This is a genomic window from Giesbergeria sp., assembly GCF_028686475.1.
Lineage (GTDB): Bacteria > Pseudomonadota > Gammaproteobacteria > Burkholderiales > Burkholderiaceae_C > Simplicispira.
On sequence record NZ_JAQUCA010000007.1, the window covers coordinates 123,900 to 141,993 of the forward strand.

General features: G+C 48.7%; 22 protein-coding genes. 16 read left to right on the top strand and 6 right to left on the bottom strand.

Annotated elements, in window-relative coordinates; genetic code table 11:
- Nucleotides 1-45 precede the first annotated feature (45 nt).
- Nucleotides 46-1,014, bottom strand: a complete 969-nt coding sequence (locus PHX60_RS07180; protein ID WP_300076261.1) for an Rpn family recombination-promoting nuclease/putative transposase — start codon at nucleotides 1,012-1,014, stop codon at nucleotides 46-48.
- A gap of 241 nt (nucleotides 1,015-1,255) precedes the next feature.
- On the opposite strand from PHX60_RS07180, the gene PHX60_RS07185 reads away from it, so the two are divergent.
- Both PHX60_RS07185 and PHX60_RS07190 read left to right on the top strand, forming a co-directional pair.
- The gene (locus tag PHX60_RS07185; RefSeq protein WP_300076263.1) at nucleotides 1,256-1,459 is read left to right on the top strand and encodes a type II toxin-antitoxin system RelE/ParE family toxin; all 204 of its coding nucleotides are present in this window, start codon (nucleotides 1,256-1,258) and stop codon (nucleotides 1,457-1,459) included.
- Nucleotides 1,460-1,462: 3 nt separating this feature from the next.
- On the top strand, nucleotides 1,463-1,774 hold the full coding sequence (locus PHX60_RS07190; protein WP_300076265.1) for a helix-turn-helix transcriptional regulator: 312 nt from the start codon (nucleotides 1,463-1,465) through the stop codon (nucleotides 1,772-1,774).
- Nucleotides 1,775-1,832: 58 nt separating this feature from the next.
- On the opposite strand, the gene PHX60_RS07195 is transcribed toward PHX60_RS07190, so the two are convergent.
- Complete coding sequence (locus PHX60_RS07195; RefSeq protein WP_300076267.1) at nucleotides 1,833-3,506, bottom strand: hypothetical protein; 1,674 nt, start codon at nucleotides 3,504-3,506, stop codon at nucleotides 1,833-1,835.
- A 2,095-nt stretch (nucleotides 3,507-5,601) separates the two neighbouring features.
- Here PHX60_RS07195 and PHX60_RS07200 point away from each other — a divergent pair.
- A complete protein-coding gene (locus PHX60_RS07200; RefSeq protein ID WP_300076269.1) occupies nucleotides 5,602-6,528 on the top strand; it encodes a hypothetical protein in 927 nt (308 codons plus the stop codon).
- Between the two features lie 222 nt (nucleotides 6,529-6,750).
- Complete coding sequence (locus PHX60_RS07205; protein ID WP_300076271.1) at nucleotides 6,751-7,257, top strand: hypothetical protein; 507 nt, start codon at nucleotides 6,751-6,753, stop codon at nucleotides 7,255-7,257.
- Nucleotides 7,258-7,529: 272 nt separating this feature from the next.
- Here PHX60_RS07205 and PHX60_RS07210 read toward each other — a convergent pair whose 3' ends face one another.
- The 3 genes from PHX60_RS07210 to PHX60_RS07220 form a co-directional block, all read right to left on the bottom strand.
- A complete protein-coding gene (locus PHX60_RS07210) occupies nucleotides 7,530-7,859 on the bottom strand; it encodes a hypothetical protein (RefSeq protein WP_300076273.1) in 330 nt (109 codons plus the stop codon).
- Nucleotides 7,860-7,894: 35 nt separating this feature from the next.
- Nucleotides 7,895-8,437, bottom strand: a complete 543-nt coding sequence (locus PHX60_RS07215; RefSeq protein WP_366144359.1) for a DsbC family protein — start codon at nucleotides 8,435-8,437, stop codon at nucleotides 7,895-7,897.
- 82 nt (nucleotides 8,438-8,519) lie between these two features.
- On the bottom strand, nucleotides 8,520-8,762 hold the full coding sequence (locus PHX60_RS07220) for a hypothetical protein (RefSeq protein WP_300076321.1): 243 nt from the start codon (nucleotides 8,760-8,762) through the stop codon (nucleotides 8,520-8,522).
- Here PHX60_RS07220 and PHX60_RS07225 point away from each other — a divergent pair.
- Genes PHX60_RS07225 through PHX60_RS07245 form a run of 5 tightly spaced genes read left to right on the top strand, consistent with a single transcriptional unit; the run spans nucleotide 8,761 to nucleotide 12,884 of the window.
- Complete coding sequence (locus PHX60_RS07225) at nucleotides 8,761-9,453, top strand: type IV secretion system protein (protein WP_300076275.1); 693 nt, start codon at nucleotides 8,761-8,763, stop codon at nucleotides 9,451-9,453. The two genes, PHX60_RS07220 and PHX60_RS07225, sit on opposite strands and share 2 nt — an antisense overlap.
- Before the next feature lie 3 nt (nucleotides 9,454-9,456).
- Nucleotides 9,457-10,266 carry a TrbG/VirB9 family P-type conjugative transfer protein gene (locus PHX60_RS07230; RefSeq protein ID WP_300076277.1) on the top strand — a complete coding sequence of 270 codons (810 nt, stop codon included), beginning with the start codon at nucleotides 9,457-9,459 and terminating at the stop codon, nucleotides 10,264-10,266.
- 28 nt (nucleotides 10,267-10,294) lie between these two features.
- The gene (locus PHX60_RS07235; RefSeq protein ID WP_300076279.1) at nucleotides 10,295-11,551 is read left to right on the top strand and encodes a TrbI/VirB10 family protein; all 1,257 of its coding nucleotides are present in this window, start codon (nucleotides 10,295-10,297) and stop codon (nucleotides 11,549-11,551) included.
- 23 nt (nucleotides 11,552-11,574) lie between these two features.
- Nucleotides 11,575-11,910, top strand: a complete 336-nt coding sequence (locus PHX60_RS07240; protein ID WP_300076281.1) for a hypothetical protein — start codon at nucleotides 11,575-11,577, stop codon at nucleotides 11,908-11,910.
- Nucleotides 11,907-12,884, top strand: a complete 978-nt coding sequence (locus PHX60_RS07245; RefSeq protein ID WP_300076283.1) for a phage integrase N-terminal domain-containing protein — start codon at nucleotides 11,907-11,909, stop codon at nucleotides 12,882-12,884. Before PHX60_RS07240 ends, PHX60_RS07245 begins: the two co-directional genes overlap by 4 nt.
- 48 nt (nucleotides 12,885-12,932) lie before the next feature.
- Here the strand turns inward: PHX60_RS07245 and PHX60_RS07250 are convergent, their stop codons facing one another.
- Entirely contained in the window at nucleotides 12,933-13,436 is a 504-nt protein-coding gene (locus PHX60_RS07250) for a hypothetical protein (RefSeq protein ID WP_300076285.1), read from the bottom strand.
- A gap of 277 nt (nucleotides 13,437-13,713) precedes the next feature.
- Between PHX60_RS07250 and PHX60_RS07255 the strand changes: the two genes are divergently transcribed.
- From PHX60_RS07255 to PHX60_RS07285, 7 genes are all read left to right on the top strand, one after another.
- Entirely contained in the window at nucleotides 13,714-14,262 is a 549-nt protein-coding gene (locus PHX60_RS07255; RefSeq protein WP_300076287.1) for a DUF882 domain-containing protein, read from the top strand.
- 568 nt (nucleotides 14,263-14,830) lie between these two features.
- The gene (locus PHX60_RS07260; protein WP_300076289.1) at nucleotides 14,831-15,094 is read left to right on the top strand and encodes a hypothetical protein; all 264 of its coding nucleotides are present in this window, start codon (nucleotides 14,831-14,833) and stop codon (nucleotides 15,092-15,094) included.
- A 99-nt stretch (nucleotides 15,095-15,193) separates the two neighbouring features.
- Nucleotides 15,194-15,379, top strand: coding sequence for a hypothetical protein (locus PHX60_RS07265; protein WP_300076291.1), 186 nt, complete (start codon nucleotides 15,194-15,196; stop codon nucleotides 15,377-15,379).
- 107 nt (nucleotides 15,380-15,486) lie between these two features.
- Complete coding sequence (locus PHX60_RS07270; protein ID WP_300076293.1) at nucleotides 15,487-16,458, top strand: DUF932 domain-containing protein; 972 nt, start codon at nucleotides 15,487-15,489, stop codon at nucleotides 16,456-16,458.
- Nucleotides 16,459-16,573: 115 nt separating this feature from the next.
- Nucleotides 16,574-17,233 (top strand): hypothetical protein, encoded by a 660-nt coding sequence (locus tag PHX60_RS07275; protein WP_300076295.1) that lies wholly within the window; start codon nucleotides 16,574-16,576, stop codon nucleotides 17,231-17,233.
- 53 nt (nucleotides 17,234-17,286) lie between these two features.
- Entirely contained in the window at nucleotides 17,287-17,682 is a 396-nt protein-coding gene (locus PHX60_RS07280) for a hypothetical protein (RefSeq protein ID WP_300076297.1), read from the top strand.
- Nucleotides 17,683-17,738: 56 nt separating this feature from the next.
- Nucleotides 17,739-18,038, top strand: coding sequence for a hypothetical protein (locus tag PHX60_RS07285; protein WP_300076299.1), 300 nt, complete (start codon nucleotides 17,739-17,741; stop codon nucleotides 18,036-18,038).
- The last annotated feature ends 56 nt before the right edge of the window (nucleotides 18,039-18,094 follow it).

The window sequence follows — 18,094 nt, forward strand, 5'->3', positions numbered from 1 at the left end:
AAATTTTCCAGCTACGACCGGCCAAATTTGGCCGGTCTTTTTTTGCTACTTCGCTGGTGCAGCAAACACTTCCGCCAAGGTGGTGGCGGCAAGGAAGCGATCCGTCCATGCCTCCAGTTGCGTTGTGCTGGCCCCTTCGATGGTGGCAATCGTTTCCTGCGAGAGCGGGCCAAAGCGGGCGACAAGCAAGCGTTGCAGAATGCGCGCTTCGCCCTCTTTACGGCCCTCTTTGCGGCCTTCTTGACGGCCTTTTTGCTCAGATTGATGCGCCCATTCCTCAAAACGTGCTGCAAGTGTCATTTTTAACTCCTTCAAATCTTGTACCTTGGGCAGTGCCAGATCGTTTTTGCTTTGGCGCAGTAGCACCGCCCTGATCCAGATGGCAAAAATCCGCATCAGTTCTGGATTGTCAGCCAGCCATACATTGAGCAGATCGATCAACTCCAGCACCGCCGCTTGGTTGTCTGGGCGTTGCAAGCGCATCACGGCGGCCACCAGATTGTGCATCGTGGCCAAGTGCGCCTGAGTGTATTGGTTTTCTGCAATCAGCAGGTACTCCATGCTGGGCAAGAACTGCGCTACCAAGCCTGGCACTTTTGGAATCAAGTCGGCAATGTTTGTCGCTGCTGTCCATCGAGCATCGCCGTTGTAGAGGACGATGGGCAGGACGGGCGGCAGCTTGCGATGCGGCAGCACCTGCTTGGCCTTGATCAAATCTTGGTACAGCAGCCCGACGTAGCTCATCATGCGTACTGCCATCCACGGATCAACCTTGCTTTGGAACTCGATCAGGATATACAGGTACACCCACTCTGGCCCCACCTTGACGCGCCACACCACGTCGTCGGTACGGTGGCGCAAGTCGTCGGTAACGTAGCTACCGGGCATCTTTTCCAGCGTGCTGTAGTCGAGGCTGTGCAGCCATTCGTCGGGGATGAAGCCAAGTACCAAGTCGCGCACTAACTCGGGCGAGGAGAACAGTAGCTTGTAGGAGGCATCGTTGTCTTGGGACATGGCTCGAATTGTAGATGGGCCATAGAAAAAAACCGGCCAAATTTGGCCGGTCGTGTGGTAAAGCAATGCTCAATCAGTTCTCAGCAATCTCCCCTTCCCCCACCGTCCGCCATGTGCAGTTCTTCTCGAACGGCACGCCGTTGTTTTTGCCCTTCAGAACGCTGGTGTAGGTCGGGAGTAGCATGGTGCAATCCATCAAAGTACCTTGATAAATTATCAAAATAGATTGATAATTGACCCCATGAAAGAACTCAAGCCCATGCCCACAGTGGGCGCGGGTGCGTATGAAATTCGGATCAAAGCGAGTGGTCAATGGCGCGTAATCTATGTGGCCAAGCACGCTGATGCGGTGTACGTGCTGCACTGCTTTCACAAAACCACCCCTAAGACAGCCAAAAGTGATATTGATCTGGCGGCGAAACGTTACAAATTGATGGAGGCTTGAATCGTGGTCAAAAAGGCAACCCCCACCCCTATACCCGATGGCGCAATCACCGCCAGCAGCGGCAATGTGTTTATCGATCTAGGCTTTGCACCTGGTGAAGCTGCGGTGATGGCGTTGCGTGCCGACTTGATGGGCCGCCTGCGTCTGATGGTGCGGGAAGAAGGCTGGACGCAAGCGCAAACAGCAGAGCGCTTTGGCATCGCCCAAAGTCGAGTGAGTGATTTGCTACGCGGCAAGTGGGACAAGTTCAGCTTGGATATGCTCATTACGCTGGCAGCCCGTGCTGGGCGCAAAGTGAAATTGGCTGTGGCTTGAGGGGCCGCCAAAAAAGACCGGCCAAATTTGGCCGGTCGTGTGGTAAAGCAATGCTCAATCAGTTCTCAGCAATCTCCCCCTCCCCCACCGTCCGCCATGTGCAAACCTTCTCGAATGGCACGCCGTTGTTTCTGCCGCGCAGAACGCTGGTGTAGCTTGTGGCAACCACGGGCAAGGGATTGATGGGAATCAGCGTAGCAACGCCATCCCACAATAGTTGATTTGCATCATTATCTTTGGTCATCACAACAGTGTTGATTAAGTTATTGTTTGCATCTCGAAGCTCCCACGAATCGACCGTCAGTTTTTGACCGAATTTCACTCGTGCTATGCTAGAGTAGCCGAAGTCTTTTTTTCCATTCAAAACTGATGGATTTGGAGTTTCATAGCCTTGATGTTTAACATCTACTTTAATGTTGTTGCAAGGATAAGCAATAACGGCACTTTCATTAATATCTGGAGTAACTGGTGGGTTTAATCCGGCATTCACAACTAAGCCTTTGCTGGAAAATCCAAAGCCAAAATCTGGCGTTAGATCAATAAAAGCCGTGGCGTGATACGGAATACCCAACAAACTCCAGACACTTTTTTTTGCACTAATAGCTTCACTTACCCCTCCTGCATATCTAGGGTCGAATGCTCGCGCCCTGTCGCGGGGATAAACTCCTGTAAATCCCGGCATTCCTTGCGTTTGCAAGTGAGTGACTACATTATTTATTTCTAGGTAATCAGCATGAGATTGTGCGGCACTATTCAATGCAGCTACAGGCTTACCATAGCTCAGGCCCATGATTTCTCGAACTTTATTTACTGTTTCATAAGCATATAGCTTATGAATGCTAGTGTAATTACCTGCTACTGGAGTAGCAACCGCCGGATTCCACACATAGTCCAGAATTTTAATCTCCTGCCCATCGATTTGGTAAGCCGTGAGAATAATGGCATTCAGCGAAGCCATTTCTTCTTTTGTGAAGCCGAAATTAACCGGGATTTCATCCGCATGATTGGCTGCACTTTGGTTTTTCAAGTAAACAACCGAAAGAGCGTCTTCGCTAGTTAGCTGCTTCCATTCGTTACCACCACCAGCATTTTTTGTGAGAAAGAAAAGCTGATCTTCAGCTACACCAAAGATGTGTCCGGGCACCAATGCTGCAATCCAGTAGTTCACGCCACGGCTAGTTGATACATCGGACTGCGGGCGCGTGATGTTCAATTTGACTGCACTTCGGTTACTGTCGTCGATGCGGGCAACTGCGCGGGTTAAGTCCGGGTAGGTGTTGTGGATAGTGAACTTGGCGGTAATTTTTGTCGGATTGACTTCGACGGGGCCGTAACCATTTCGACCACGGTTTGCAATCCATGAATCGCATGTGAGAGTTAATTCATTAGCACCTCGAGGCAATTTTCGTGCTTCGTTAGTGTCAATAATAACAAGTCCGGTATCGTCTGTCGGTGGTGTTTCTGTGGAGAATTTCAAAACATTAGGATTACTGAAGATGCAAGCAGTTGCTAAGTTTGATTTAGGAGGCAGAATATTGACACCGTATCCACCATTTGCTTGTGTTTTTATTATTGAAAGAAAAAATTTTGCATTATCTGTTTCAGTAGTCCATTCTTTTTTAGAGATTGAAATTATTTCTGGCCACAGAGTATAGCTTGCTGTTGCATTTGTCCAAGCTAATGCAGAAAGCAGCGTAAGAAGGGGAAGTTTGCGATTATTGAGTTTGAGCATAGTTCGCTTCCGTGAGTGATGGCACATCTTAGCATTTGCTGCTGTTGGGTCAAAAGTAGATTTCTTCTCACGCCTGATAGCTGCTGTTTTCTGTGCATTTTTTGCGCCCCACTTTTCTTAGAAAACGCCGATCATGTTGCATCCAATTGTCTAAACTGGGGGCGCTACTGTGCGTATTCTGAAAAAACTTGCCGCAGGCATAGTGCTTATCGCACAGCTTGCAAGCGTGGGCAATGCTGTAGCTCAAGCAATGCCTGCTACTGTGTTTGAGCGAACTTCGCAGGCGGGCAATGCCGCATCTCAAGCAATGCCCGCGACTGTGTTTGAGCCAACTTCACGACCTGGCGGCGGCTGGTCTTACGATCCCGCTAAAGATGGGATGCGCGATCTGTTTGAGATGCTGCCGATTGAGGGCTGTAATGAACCTGGGGGTCTCTCGCGCATTACGGATCGTGATGAACCAGACTCTGCGCCCTTTTGGTGCGGTGCGCCTCCTCACTGTCTGTCAGAGGAAGCTAATGGAGTTGATAGATGCAAGTTCGTCCCGTACTGCCGCCGTGAACCTCGCGGCGATCCGAACGGTGTCCCTGGTGCCAACGGTTGTCGGGCAACTGAAGATTTGATTTGTATTGAGTCAGGCAGGAAGCCCGAGGGCGGGCAGTGTGTGAAAGAATGTATCATTGAAGGCAGGCAGCTATTGAGCTTCATGTGTTCTTGTCCTGCTAAGGCGCTGGCTGCCAGTCCGAATTGTACCTATGTGTTACCCCAATCGGCATCTAGTCCCGTCGAATACAACCCCTCGATTATCAGCACTCCATACGAAATATCTGCGCCCGCGCTGACAGGTAAGGGAGTAGCGTCTGGTCTATGTGCTGGTTATGTTCTCAACACAGGAACTTGGTGGAACATTGTGACAACGTGCGAGCCACTGCCGCCCAATTGCCGCATCGATCCTTATACGCTTACAGAAGTTTGTGACCCGCCACCCCCTGCACTTTGTCCTGACGGCTCAGTGGTGCCTGCATCTGGAACCTGCCCACCAGCTCCACCTGCTTTGTGCGCTGATGGTTCGCTGAAACCAGCCTCTGGTGTTTGTCCATCGACGACTCCACCTCCGTTGTGTCCGAATGGCTCGATCAAGCCTGCCTCTGGAATTTGCCCTTCGGCTCCATCTGCACTGTGTCCCGATGGTTCGCTGAAACCAGCCTCTGGCGTGTGCCCTTCGACTCCAGCGGCATTGTGTCCCGATGGTTCGGTGAAGCCTGCTTCTGGCGTGTGCCCTTCGACTCCCGCTGCGCTGTGCCCTGACGGCTCGGTGAAGCCTGCTTCTGGAATTTGCCCATCGACTCCAGCGGCATTGTGTCCCGATGGTTCGGTGAAGCCTGCTTCTGGCGTATGCCCTTCGCTCCCCTCTGCATTGTGCCCCGATGGTTCGCTGAAACCAGCCTCTGGCGTGTGTCCTTCGACACCACCAGCGCTATGTCCTGACGGTTCCGTCAAACCTGCTTCTGGCGTATGCCCAACACCACCTGCACTGTGCCCCGATGGTTCGGTAAAGCCAGCTTCTGGAATCTGCCCCTCAACACCTCCAACTGGAGTGTGGTGCCAGGCCGGTAGCACTGACCACGAGCTTTGCTCATTCTCATGGACTGCCAAGGCACACGGTCAGTCGCAAACTGTTGCTTCCAATAACGGCGTGAGCGGTAGCTTGTCTGCAACTTGCAACAATGGCGCTTGGAATGTCACTGGCGTTTCCTGCAATCCCCAGTCGTGCCAAGCCGGTAGCACTGACCACGAGTTTTGCTCATTCTCATGGGATGCAAGGGCACACGGTCAATCGCAAACAGTGGGATCAAACAACGGTGTGAGCGGTAGCTTGTCTGCAACTTGCAACAATGGCGCTTGGAATGTCACTGGCCTTTCCTGCAATCCGCGAAACTGCAACCCTGCAAATCGTACAGAAGGTACTTGTACGTTTAGCCTGAGCAGCGCACTCCACAGTCAGTCAGCGACTGTGCCCGCGATCTCGGGGGGAACTGGAACTCTGACTGCTACTTGTTTCGATGGAAACTGGAATACAAACACTGCATCCTGCGTGCCGGATGATCCATTCTGCCCGGACGGCACGGCAGCAGTCAACGGCGAGTGCTTTAAGACTTGCCCGGATGGCTCGCGTATTCTGGAAGGTCAAGCGTGTCCTGAGCTGACAAAAACTTGCCCTGATGGCACGGTGATTCCTGTCTATCAAGCCTGCCCAGCACAGACCAAAACTTGCCCTGATGGCACGGTGATTCCTGCCTATCAAGCCTGCCCAGCACAGACCCAGACTTGCCCTGATGGCACGGTGATTCCTATCTATCAAGCCTGCCCAGCACAGACCAAAACCTGCCCTGATGGGTCGGTGATTCCTGTCTATCAAGCCTGCCCAGCACAGACCAAAACCTGCTCCGATGGGTCGGTGATTCCCGCAACTGCGGCTTGCGCTGAACCCCCGCCTCCCATGCAAACTTGCTGGGATGGAACGGTGATTCCTGTAACTGCTGTTTGTGCGCCACCGCCACCAGTGGAGGAAACTTGTGCTGAAATTGATGTGCCTAGATCAAGACAGGGAGCGAGTTACAACGGTTGCTATTCCAACGGGCTTTACTTCAATGAACGTATGATTAAAGCAGAAACTGGGAAAAGTTGCATCAAATTTTACTATCAGAGAGTAGGAGGCCCGAGAGTATATTATGATCTGCCATATTATCCTGGAAGCTGCGTAACGGTGCGAGGAAGAGGGGATCCTGGCAACCAAGATTCCGGGTTTTATTATGACTTCGACACTGTTATAGATAATCCAACTGATGGAATTAGAGCGGCACTTCTACAACGAGCATACGGAGGTTATCATGGAGACCCTGTGCAATATCAATCTCTTGAATTTAGCTATGCTCCAGGAGGTTTTTTTACACAAAGATTTTGTTACGAATCGTTTTACTTCAGTCAGGGCAATTACGGAAATTGCTCTGGGGGGAATTGATTATCTATAATGAAATTTGCGCGGATATGGGGGGCTAATTAGAATCCCATTCCGGTAAGTATAAAACCGCCTTCGGGCGGTTTTTTTGATCTAATTGCAAGAGCTTCTATGCCGAATCAGCGAAGCATGTGTGCAACTACTCCCGCCATTGCTGCATTTTTCGATAGTTGCACTCAAGAAAAAAACGGCATGATTCTGTTGTGTCTTAACTCTGGAGTAATCGTGTCCTTCCTCAAGAAAATATCTAAAACCGTAGTCTTGGTGGCGCAACTTGCCGCTATGGGTACTGCGATGGCCAAAGGTGTCTATGTCGGCGAAGGCTGGTCTTACGATCCAGCACGCGACGGTATGCACGATGTACGAAAACTGATGCCCATTGAAGGGGGCGGCACGGGCGACCCCAGTAGCCGCTTTTGTGCCTCGGGCATCACCAGCGCCGATGGTGCTTGCTATGTCCTCCAGACACGCCCCTACGACGAAACTGGAAATAAATGTGTGGTGGTGAACCCGCCAGATTGCGGCGAGTCTGTCGCTGTGTCGGAAGTTTTCACTGGGAATGCTGCTTGCTTCACCGTATCCCCAAAAAAAGTGAGTGTCTCGCCTCCGGGGACTGTCTGCGAATATATTTCTGACGGTGGTGAGTGGTATCGACCTAAAGGCCAAAGTATCAGGCCCATTGTCTGTAATACCGAGGCGATTTTTACGCGCATAGCCTGCGATGGTGGCTAAATTCCAAGAATAAGAAAAAAGAAACCGCCTTCGGGTGGTTTTTTTGAGCCTGCCTACGTCGATGGACTGGGCGAGGACTTTGGCCCGCTGCGCCGCAAGATCGGCCAAATTTGGCTGGTCTTTGTGCGTGGAGCGGGGGGGCTGGGGAAGGCTGGTGAGGACTTAACCAAGTGTGCCTGTTCTATATTATTTGTTGAGAAAAATAGCTAATTTTTCGGCAAATTAAAGCGTGGATAAACAACATTTTGTATTTGTTATGTGCAATAACTCTGTTACTGTAAATCATGGCGGATTTTGAAATTCTCCAATGAGAAATGATCTGACGATGATATTTCAAGAAGACAATTCTCAACATGCTCAACAGTCAATCCATGACGATCAGCTACTTCTCTAAAGAATTCTGGATTTTCATCCAAAACATCTAGCTCTTTGCTCGCCTCTGACGGAAAAGAGTTTTTGTGTCTTTCTGGATAAGCCATTTTTTTCCTTTTTGGTTCTGCCTTTTTCTCTGCACATCGCGCCAAGTAGTCTTTGGCCTTGGCATCTTCCCAGCGTGCATCTCTAGCGCAACCTACCCGATTGCCCAAAAAAAGACCGGCCAAATTTGGCCGGTCGTTGTGTGCGGGGAGCGGGACTGTTACGGCTTGGCCAAGATGGCCTCGATCTGGGGTGCCTCCATGAACCCGTTGACCCGCTTACCGTTCTTGAACACGATGGCTGGCGTGCCCCGGATAGAGGATTGGATGCCGAACTGCTTGTTGCGCTCGATGGCTGAGGTGTCGCAAGCGGCTTCAGGCGGTGTCACGCCCTTGATCATCCATGCTTCGTAGGTTGCCGCCTTGTCTTTGGCGCACCAGATGTTTTGGCTCTTTTTCACCGAGTCGGGGCCAAGGATCGGGTAGAGGAAAACGTGAACCTTGACGTTATCGAGTTCCAGTAGCGATTTGGTCAGCTTTTTGCAGAAGCCGCAATTTGGGTCTTCAAAGGTTGCGAATTCACGCTCGCCCTTGCCTTTCACCACAGTAAACGAGTCAGCAAACGGAAGACTTTTGTAGGGAATAGTCTCCAAAGCGGCAACACGCTCCTGCGTGATATTTTTGCCGCTGGGTAATTCCATCACTTCACCCTTGATGAGGTATTTCAGGCTGGTGTCTGCGTAGTAAAGTTCGCTTTTGCCCATACGAAGCTCTAGCAGATTGGAATTGGGTAATGCCCGAACTTCCTCGATTTTTGGGTTGTTGGGCAAACTCTTGGAAACAGCTTCAGGACTTGGGATTGCTGCCTGTGTTGACGCTTGAGCGGCTGTTGTGGCCGCGAAACACGCAACGAACGAAAAGGCCAAATAAAGGCTGGAGGATCGGAAGGATGGCATGGTCGATAGCTTCAATCAAATAGAGAGGTGATAAATATCGCATCGAACGGAAGCGCGCTGAATGAGAAATGTGCATGATTTCGCGCAGCATTTGATAAAAATGTCTGTGCAGAGTTGGCAAAAATGGGGTCATGAAATCACCGTCCAAGAAGACCCAACCATCAGATCATGTACCTGGCCCAATGGAAGAAGCTGCTGTCCGCCAGTATTTTGAGCGCGGCTCCAAGCAAGCTGTAGATGGAAACCGCTGGCGTGTCACGGCCATTGCTTCGCTCCTGACGGTCATGATGCTTTCGGCTGGAATCGTCGTCATGGCATCCAGGCAAGATGTCTATGTGATGCAGGTGAGCAAAGATGCCTCGGGCCAGCTCCAAGTTGGCGGGGTGGCAAGTAAGTTTGAGGCTGATGAAGAAGTCCAGATGGCTTGGGCCTTGAACTATGCACAAACGCTCACGGAAATTACGCCCGCTATCTGGCGGCGCAACGTAGATCGCACCGTGAGCCTGTCCGTTGGGATTTCGCAAGATCAGGTGCGATCCTATTTACAACAAGCCAATAGCAATCCTGCTGCACTATTGAGCAAAAACGAATTGTATGTTCGTGAGTTTAGCCGAAAGTCAATCAACAAAATTGCGAACAATACCTACCTGATTCGCTACGACTTAATTTCTCGAATTGTTCCGAATGCACAGCCAGAAAAGAAATCGTACTCCATGACGATTTCATTGACTAATGTTGGTCACAAAACACGCGAAGATGTTTTCAGAAACCCGGAAGGGCTGGCGGCATTGAACTTTAGCATTTCCGAAGATAAAGGTAATTAAACAATGAGCAAGAAAATTTTAGCTTCACTGGTGATGGTGTGCAGTTTGGGTGCGGCGCACGCTACACCGGAAATATCCGTGCCAATTCCGGGTAATTTGGATTCGCGGATTGTCACTTTCGCCTATACGCCAGATGTAGTTTTTCGCCTGCCAGTGACAGTGGGTATGCACACCCACATTCCTATGGGGCCAGGTGAGGAATTGATTGAAACCCCTCGCATTGGTGAAAAGGTGCGCTGGCGCATCGAAGGCAATGAAAAAAATCTTTACATCAAAGCCTTGCAGCCTGATGTCAGTACCTCGCTATCGCTGGTGACGAATAAGCGAATTTATCAGTTTGAGCTGGTTGCCACTACCAAGTCCAGTGAACGCATCCAAAAAGCGCAGTTTACTTACCCCGACGAGGAAGCTGGGATTAAGATGGCTTGGCGCAACCGAGTTGAAGCAACGCAGAACGAGCAAAAGGCGCATGAAAATCATCTGAAAGAACAAAATCTTGCGTCCAAGCCCATTGATTCTTCGCTACTGACCTTTTACTCGGTTCATACGCAAAATGAAGAATACAAGCGGATTCACGCTTACTCGGATGGCTTAAAAACGTGGATTCGCCTACCCCCTGGCATTCAAGACCTGCCTGCCGTCTTCATGGTTGAGCGCGATGAACGCGATAAAGAACACCTCATGCCGGTGAACTATACGGTTGCAGACCGTGCTAATCCCCGTGACCGGGATGTAGTCATTGTTGATCGCTCTGCTCCTTATTGGATATTGCGTATTGGAAAATCTGTGGAAGTTCGCTTAGTGCGTGATTAACAAAGGGTGTGCCATGCAAGAAAACAACATGCCACGTCCTTCGCTGAATCCGTTGGATGATTTGGATGAATTGCCTGAATCTACTGCTCCGAATAAAAAAGCCAAGCAAAATAAAATTCCGCCCCCAGAGGAAGATTTATTACACGATGAACATGATGATGCTGTTCAAAAAGGAATGCCGGGGCGCAATCTCAAAAATTGGGCCATTGGCATTTTGGGTATCGCCGTGGCTGGCTCCATGTTGTGGCCCCAGTCAGATAGCAGCAACGATAAGACTGTGACAGCCAAGCAGTCGCAAGCCAGCATTGCCGATGAATTGGAGCGATCCAAGCCTGTTGTTGCTGCCCTGGAAGAAACCGTGGCGCCTGAGCCACCTGCGCCACCGCCGATAACAAAGGTAACGACTGAGCCTCCAGATAACAAAGAAGACGAGAAGATGGCCCTCATCCTTGCTTCGCCGATGGCGACGGATGTGCAGCTGTCCAATAGCGGTAGGCCAAAGGAAAAGCCAGCCCCTGCCGATCCACTGGCGGGGTTTGACAGCAGCAAAATGATGGAAGACGCAATGCGCCAGCAAGAGCGAATGCTGGCTGCGATGGCCGCCGCCGATGCTGGTGGTGCAAAAAACAAGGTCGATAGCCTGCATGGCGGATTCTTGAAAGAGTCCAAAGGCATTGAGGCTCCCATCGGTATGGTGGGGGCGCGCAAGCCCAACACTCTCTATGAAGGTACCCTCATTCGCACCGTACTAACCCGCAAGCTGCAAACCGATTTACCGGGGATGGTGACAGCCAAAGTCATGAGCGATGTTTATGACAGCGTGACCATGCAAACCATGCTCATCCCTCGTGGCTCCGAAGTAACTTGCCGCTACCAGTCCGAGTTGTTGGTGGGCCAAGAGGTTGTATTGGCGGCCTGTGAGCGCTTGCGCCTGCCCAATGGAAAGAGCTTTTCGCTCATGTCCAGCCCTGCCAGCGATATGCAGGGCGCTTCGGGCTTGCCAGCGGACGTGAATAACCATTTTTTCAAGATGTTTGGCACATCCCTCATGCTGGGAGCTGCGTCGCTGCTACTGCCCGACAAGGATCAGAACATCACGGTTTCCTCATCCAACGGCTCGCAGGAAAAGGGGGGGTCAATTCTGGGCACGGCGCTGCACGACACCATCACAACCATTTTGCAACGCAACGCACGCATTCCGCCCACAGGCACGGTTGAGATTGGAACACCCTTCACACTGACTATTTCCCGCGATGTGGAGATGGAACCTTATACCGGGAGGTAATCGTGGTGCCTAGCAAACTGATCTTGAAACTTGCTGCTGCACTGCTGGCTGCGTCTGGCCTTGCAGGGTGTGGGGCGATTGCGAAGTGGCTCCCTAACTTCTCAAGCAATCACAACTTGGAATTCGTGGAGGAGATGCCTGAAAGCATTTCCGTGGCTTGGCGCGATCCACATGGGCAAGTGTGGCTGGTGCCCAAGCGGGGTTTCATGATTGAAGCCATTCGTAGCAATGGCAGCCAGCTTGTGCCGTGGTCTGCACAAGGTTCTTACTTGTTGGTGCAAGCGGGCTTTAGCAATCTGGAAATAAAAACTGATGGCCGTTGGTCGAAATTAGTTTTTTTACCGAAGGAAAAAAATTGAAAGAAAAAAACAGTGCCCGCAAAAACTTGGCTACGCTGAAAAAAACAGCCAGTGCATTGGTAGAAAAAAATGGCGGGTTTCGCATCAATGGCGCTATTGCTTCGGATCGCACCAAAAAACTCACTCATGAAGTTCTCATGAATTGCTGTCAGCGGCTTTGGTTGCTAGGCTTTCAAATTCGAGATATTCATGATTTGAAATTGCGTCATGTAGAAAGTTTGATTGAATACTGGCGTGCAAATAACCGCGCAATCAAAACAATACAAAATAATGTCAGCCGCTTGCGGCGCGTGGCAGAGTGGATTGGCAAGCCCGACATGATTCCTCATGGCATATTGGAGCAGATGTACCCAGATGCTGACGTGGGAGAGTTGCGGGTTAAAACCGTGGCTGAAAGCTCGAAAAGCTGGACAGAGAATGGTGTCAACGTACTGGAGAAAATACTCGAAGCGGACAAAATTGATCCCAGATTTGGGGCTATGCTACGGTTAGGCTTGGCCTTCGGTCTGCGGCGCAAAGAGCAACTTCGGTCAAAACCGAACGCTATGGATGGGGGGAGCATTTTGCTGATAAATGGCAACATGGCTAAGTCGGGCAAGGATCGCATGATTCCCATAGAGCATCCATTCCAGCGCTTGTGCTTGGAACATGCCAAGCGCCTTGTTAAAGGTGGGGAGTATCTGGGGTGGCCTGGTCGAACCTATGAGCAGAACATTGCCCACTACAAATACTTGATGCGGAAAATTGGAATTTCAGGGCGTGATAGCGGCTGCGTTGGGCACGGCCTGCGTGCTGAGTACGCCGAGAACATCTCGCTGATGAATGGCTTGGTGCCGCCTGTATTGGGTGGTAAACACAGCCAAATGGACAAGGAAGCGCGGCTGGCAATTCAAGCTATTGTTTCCCAAAACATGGGCCATCATCGGCCCGAGGTGACGGGTGCTTACTACGGTTCCTTTAGACCAAAAAATTAAGCGCAACGGAATAAAAAAACCGCCTTTTGGCGGTTTTTCTTTATTTGGCTAAAAAAATCTTTGCTGATTTATCCATTGAAGTTCTTCCCGTGAAACTGCCGTAGTGAGCAAATCGGCAGATTCAAGTAACCGTTCACACTCATCCGACAACATCGGGGTTTTTTTTGCAAAAATGATCTGGCGTGGAGGTGGTTGATTTTTGATTGAGATCAATCCATTCGAGAGGCAATACTCAAAAGGCATGATTTTCCATATAGTTGATTCCTCATTTTCAGGGGAAATGGTCGCATAGCGGCTTGGATTCAAAGCGATGTTGTATATTCGTGCAGGAAACCAGCCCAATGCGCTAAACTGTTTTCGCCAAAAAATTTCTTTGTTTGCATCTATCAAGATTTCAGAATCAAGATCGGCGGTAATTTGTGAAAAAATCACATAGTTACTTTTTTTATTTCTAATTTTCACCGTTGCTTCGTAGGCTCCAATCCACAAAGTAAGTGGCTTATTGATAGTTAATAAAAAACTCTGGTGGGGTGACGAATTTAGTAAAACCATTTATTTCTCTATTTTTTTGTTATTTTTGAGTGTGATTTTGTGTTTCAAAGGCAGTCGCCAATTCGCTGCTGTAACAGTGAGCAATGAATTGATAGCTTCGTTTGCGTGTAGGCGGACTGTGGATTTTTGTTTATTTTGGGAGGTCAATTTTTTTGTCGAAGAATTTACATTCATTGCACTATGATAATTTGATGCAATCAAAATTTCAGACAAAAGGTTGCGTTTTTTGATTAGCTTTCGCTGCCTATATGACGTTGCTATTCTTAACAATCTACTGATGGATCGACGTAAATTTCTTCAATCAGCAGCAGCCGTTGCTCCTGCATTTTTTTCAGGCATCTCTAGTGCCTGGGCGCAGTCCGATTACTGGTCACAGCCTCGTGGAATTTGGTTGCAAAGGCAGACTGGCAACGGGAAGGAGGAAGTAAGGAGCATCTACTTTGCCGACGGGCGCATCATCCCCGACGGGTATGTGCAAGCCTGTCGATTGCTGCGTGATGTGCGGGCTGGCCAAGCCGTGCAAATGTCGCCTGTCCTGCTAGACATCCTATGTGGTATGCAGGGCTTTCTTGGGGCGCATGGCTACAGTATTCCGCTGGTGACCACATCAGGCTACAGAAGCCCTGCCACCAACGCGGCTACGGAGGGGGCTGCTCGCAACAGTATGCACGTCCAGGGCAGGGCGTGGGATGGGCGGATGCCGGGTGTTTCAGGCGATGTTATGGCCCAGATAGCGCTGTACCTGCAAGGTGGTGGGGTGGGACTCTACAAGGGGCGGGGCTTCATCCACATTGATGATGGGCGGTTGCGCTTCTGGCGCGGCTGATACCAACAACCAAGCTACGACCGGCCAAATTTGGCCGGTCTTTTTTTGGGGGCGGCTTGTGGCCCTCATCGGGCTGAACAGCGAAAGCTACCTAAAACGCGCATTTATTCGATGTGTAAATGAAGTGTTTTTTGTGTTGAAATATATCTACCACACCGCAATTGCGGAAATGAGACACAAAGCGAACAGTCTTGCGCCTTACGCTTGTTGTTTGAGAATGAGCCACGGATACGTTTGCTGTGCAAATACAAATTTGCAGAGCGAATTGCTCAAAGCCTTTTCTATGCCGGGACTCTGGCAATTTTTAAGGCTTTTTACCATGCGCCGTTCTTACGCTTCCTATCAAACTCAGTCTAAATTTTCCTCTAGCTACTACACCATCCTTCGATGGTCTGCTCCAGCTTGGGTTTGCATCATGTTTGTGCTGGGTCTAATTTCGACTCGGTTCCTGAACTAAGAAAATTGAAAATCCACTTCGGTGGGTTTTTTAATGTCCCTGCACATTAGAAAGCCTATCGGCCTACTCCTTTTTCAACACCGCGAATGCGGGATTTTTAGGAGTTTAATCATGTTCAAGACTATCGCTATCGTTGCCGCTATCGCTTTTGCTTCTGTTGCTAACGCACAAGTTGCTCAAAAAAATAGCATCATTGTTCAAACTGGCATCAACAAAGTTGTTCCTATTCAAGAAAAAAACGCTGTCAAAAAGCACATTGTCCATGCTGTCTATGTTGCTGATAACCGCATCAACAATACTGGCGCTCGCATGGTTGGTCGCAACTATGTAGGAACTGAGACAGGCATTGAAGGCCTCGACTTCAACCGCAAATAATAAGTAAATTGAAAACTCACCTTGGTGGGTTTTCTAATGCCGTACAGCATTAGAAAGCCTATCGGCCTAAATTCACAACACTCTTTTTAGAGGAATTTTATGCTTTCTTTTCATCAGGCCCAAGAAATGGCAATTTTTGCTGTAAAAAGCGGAGAAATTTTGAATTATTTTGTAGAAAAATCACACGACAAAGGTTTGTATATCACTTTTGAGACAAAACAAGGGTGGAATCCTGAACCTTGGTGGCAAGAGTTTGATGACGAAAACATCGACATTTATCTCTAAATAAAAAATCTCTTTGGTAGATTTTCTCATGCACTTACAGCATGAGAAAGCCTATCGGCTTGCTCCTTTTTCAACACCGCAACTGCGGAATTTTCAAGGAGTTTTTTATGGCACACGAACTGTCTTTTAATTTGGCTGGTGAAGCAGAAATGGCCTACATTGGTGCTAAACCTTGGCATGGATTGGGTCAGGAAGTCAATCCTGACGCATCTTTGCAAGAATGGATGGACGCAGCACGCATGAATTGGAGTATCAATCGCGCACCCGTTCAATTCAAGAATGCAAATTCTGATTTGATGTGCGAGTATCCTGATAGTCACGTTCTCTATCGAAGTGACAACGGTAAAGCCTTATCGGTTGTCTCTGACCGCTACAAAGTTGTGCAACCGAAGGACATGATTGAATTCTTCCGCTCCCTTGTGGAAAACGAAGGGTTCAAAATTGAAACCATCGGAACGCTGAAAGAAGGTCGTCGCATCTGGGCATTGGCAAACACTAATATACAGAATGATGTCATTGTGGGTGATCGTCTCAAGGCTTATGTCTTGTTGATCACTTCCTGCGATGGGTCTTTGGCTACGACCGCGAAGTTTACCAGCGTCCGGGTCGTTTGCTGGAATACCCAAGCAATTGCTCTGAGCGACGGTGGGAAAGAAGTCAAGGTGCGTCACAACACCGTCTTCAATCCAGATCAGGTCAAGGGTGAAATGGGCCTTATCGGTGCCCAAGCCTTTGATAACTTCCTCGGAAAAATGCGCGACTTAACGAAGGTGAAAATTTCACAAAACGATGCCATTAGCATTGTTAGCTCGCTTCTGCCGAAGCCTACTGGTGAAAAGGACATTACTCAATCGAAGGGCTTCATTCAAGTCATGAGCCTGTTCAATGGTGCTGGTAAGGGTTCAACCTTGCCTGGTGTTCAGGGGACAGCTTGGGGACTGCTCAACTCCATGACTGAATATGTTGACCACCATGCACGCGCACACAATCCTGAAAATCGACTCCATAACCAATGGTTCGGTAAAGGTGCAACCTTGAAAGAGGCCACTGAACAGTTGCTGTGCGACATGATTATCTAACGATAACAAAACCAAAACCCACTTCGGTGGGTTTTCTCATGTGGTAGTCACATGCGAAAGCCTATCGGTTTGCTCCTTCTTTAACCCCGATTTTGGGAAATTTCTAGGAGTTTTTATGAGCAATATGAGTGATTCGTTTGGCTATATTTTGGTCGAAAAAATTACGCCTGTAATCGAAGCGCTGTACGTCGGTTACAGTTTGGGTTTGAATTTGGATTGTGGGCGCTACCACATCCAAATCATGGAATCACTTGGCAACAGCAGTTGGGAGCAAGTGCTAGACGCACTGCATGACCTCGCAGAGTCCAATGGATATGAGGCTAATGAAGAAGATGACAATGATCCAAATTGGGAAGTTATCAAATTCTTAGCAGGATCTTTTGGCGTAAATGACGAGCGACTGCATAAAATTTTAGAAAAGGAAGATTATCTTGGGGAGGCAAGTCTCGATGTTCTGTACGAGCTGGCTACTCTATTTGACGATGGGCACAAAATCAGCGGGTACATGATCCAATCAGACATGGTTCCTGACCTTCCTTTAACCACTGAGTACCGTGGGATTATTGGACACTTCCAAGGAAAACACTTTTCCTGTAATTTTAGTTCGGAGGATTCCTCGCTAGGGGAGTATCTAAACAAAAATTTAGGTGAAGGTAACTTGAATTTTGCTGCTGAACGTCTGCAAACTGAGGTACAAAAACTTTTGGATGGTGTTGTTTGTGAAAATCAACGCACCGCCTTGAAGTTAGCGCTTTCTGATTTGCTGAAAAGCTAATTAACCTTAACCAAGCCCTGCATCATGCTGGGCTTTTTTGACTGGGGAAATATATGAAAGATTTATCGCATCTGAACGTTGGTGATTTTGTTGCTGTGCTGCGAGAACGCTATGGCGACATCCGTGTTCCTCAATATCATCTTTTGAAAATCACTCGAAAAACAAAGTCGTCCTTTTTTTGTGTTCATCCAAAATATGAAAAAAGTGAAACCCAAATTCACCAAAACACTGGGAGAGTCAAAGGCACTTATAACTATGCAGTGGAAGCAACGTCGGAAATTGCAGAAGAAAATGTAAAGCAAACAGAAGAATTTGAGCGCTATCAAAAAGCGTACAACAAATATTCCGAAATGTTGTTTCAACATGGGCATCATTTATCTATTGAGCAGCTTGAAATTCTTGGTGAAGCCTGGGATCGGTGCAAACTTTTGGAAAAGCGTAGTACGTAAATTTTTAACATCAACCACAACCCGGCATTCCGCTGGGTTTTTTTATAGGATTTGTCATGGAAAAAAAGATTTTAGATAACACAAGTGGTATTGAATGGAACATTCGCATTGTTCCGCTAAATGCCCGATATGGGCTGAGTGGACAAGTGATAAATACCGATACTGAACCGTTAGTTGAATTTTTTGATTCACGCTATGTAGGTTCCGACCAGCTTGGTTTTTTCGTTACTCGATACCGTCTTAGCACCCTATTGAAACACGAGGGTGGATTGTGTCTAAATGGCTCACCACCTCAATATGTCGATGCGGCTTTTATGGAGTCGCTACGCAATTGGCTCAAACCATTCTCGGATTGAGCTAAAAATCATCTCAATAGCTACCCATATCACGGTAGCTATTGAGTATGGTTAAA

What these genes read in the sequence shown, in the direction of transcription:
- PHX60_RS07260 (WP_300076289.1), top strand. Translation starts at nt 14,831, where the DNA reads ATGTTCAAGACTATCGCTATCGTTGCCGCTATCGCTTTTGCTTCTGTT.
- PHX60_RS07230 (WP_300076277.1), top strand. Translation starts at nt 9,457, where the DNA reads ATGAGCAAGAAAATTTTAGCTTCACTGGTGATGGTGTGCAGTTTGGGT.
- PHX60_RS07215 (WP_366144359.1), bottom strand. Translation starts at nt 8,437, where the DNA reads ATGGGCAAAAGCGAACTTTACTACGCAGACACCAGCCTGAAATACCTC.
- PHX60_RS07235 (WP_300076279.1), top strand. Translation starts at nt 10,295, where the DNA reads ATGCCACGTCCTTCGCTGAATCCGTTGGATGATTTGGATGAATTGCCT.
- PHX60_RS07255 (WP_300076287.1), top strand. Translation starts at nt 13,714, where the DNA reads ATGGATCGACGTAAATTTCTTCAATCAGCAGCAGCCGTTGCTCCTGCA.
- PHX60_RS07220 (WP_300076321.1), bottom strand. Translation starts at nt 8,762, where the DNA reads ATGACCCCATTTTTGCCAACTCTGCACAGACATTTTTATCAAATGCTG.
- PHX60_RS07180 (WP_300076261.1), bottom strand. Translation starts at nt 1,014, where the DNA reads ATGTCCCAAGACAACGATGCCTCCTACAAGCTACTGTTCTCCTCGCCC.
- PHX60_RS07225 (WP_300076275.1), top strand. Translation starts at nt 8,761, where the DNA reads ATGAAATCACCGTCCAAGAAGACCCAACCATCAGATCATGTACCTGGC.
- PHX60_RS07250 (WP_300076285.1), bottom strand. Translation starts at nt 13,436, where the DNA reads ATGGTTTTACTAAATTCGTCACCCCACCAGAGTTTTTTATTAACTATC.
- PHX60_RS07185 (WP_300076263.1), top strand. Translation starts at nt 1,256, where the DNA reads ATGAAAGAACTCAAGCCCATGCCCACAGTGGGCGCGGGTGCGTATGAA.
- PHX60_RS07275 (WP_300076295.1), top strand. Translation starts at nt 16,574, where the DNA reads ATGAGCAATATGAGTGATTCGTTTGGCTATATTTTGGTCGAAAAAATT.
- PHX60_RS07280 (WP_300076297.1), top strand. Translation starts at nt 17,287, where the DNA reads ATGAAAGATTTATCGCATCTGAACGTTGGTGATTTTGTTGCTGTGCTG.
- PHX60_RS07285 (WP_300076299.1), top strand. Translation starts at nt 17,739, where the DNA reads ATGGAAAAAAAGATTTTAGATAACACAAGTGGTATTGAATGGAACATT.
- PHX60_RS07265 (WP_300076291.1), top strand. Translation starts at nt 15,194, where the DNA reads ATGCTTTCTTTTCATCAGGCCCAAGAAATGGCAATTTTTGCTGTAAAA.
- PHX60_RS07195 (WP_300076267.1), bottom strand. Translation starts at nt 3,506, where the DNA reads ATGCTCAAACTCAATAATCGCAAACTTCCCCTTCTTACGCTGCTTTCT.
- PHX60_RS07270 (WP_300076293.1), top strand. Translation starts at nt 15,487, where the DNA reads ATGGCACACGAACTGTCTTTTAATTTGGCTGGTGAAGCAGAAATGGCC.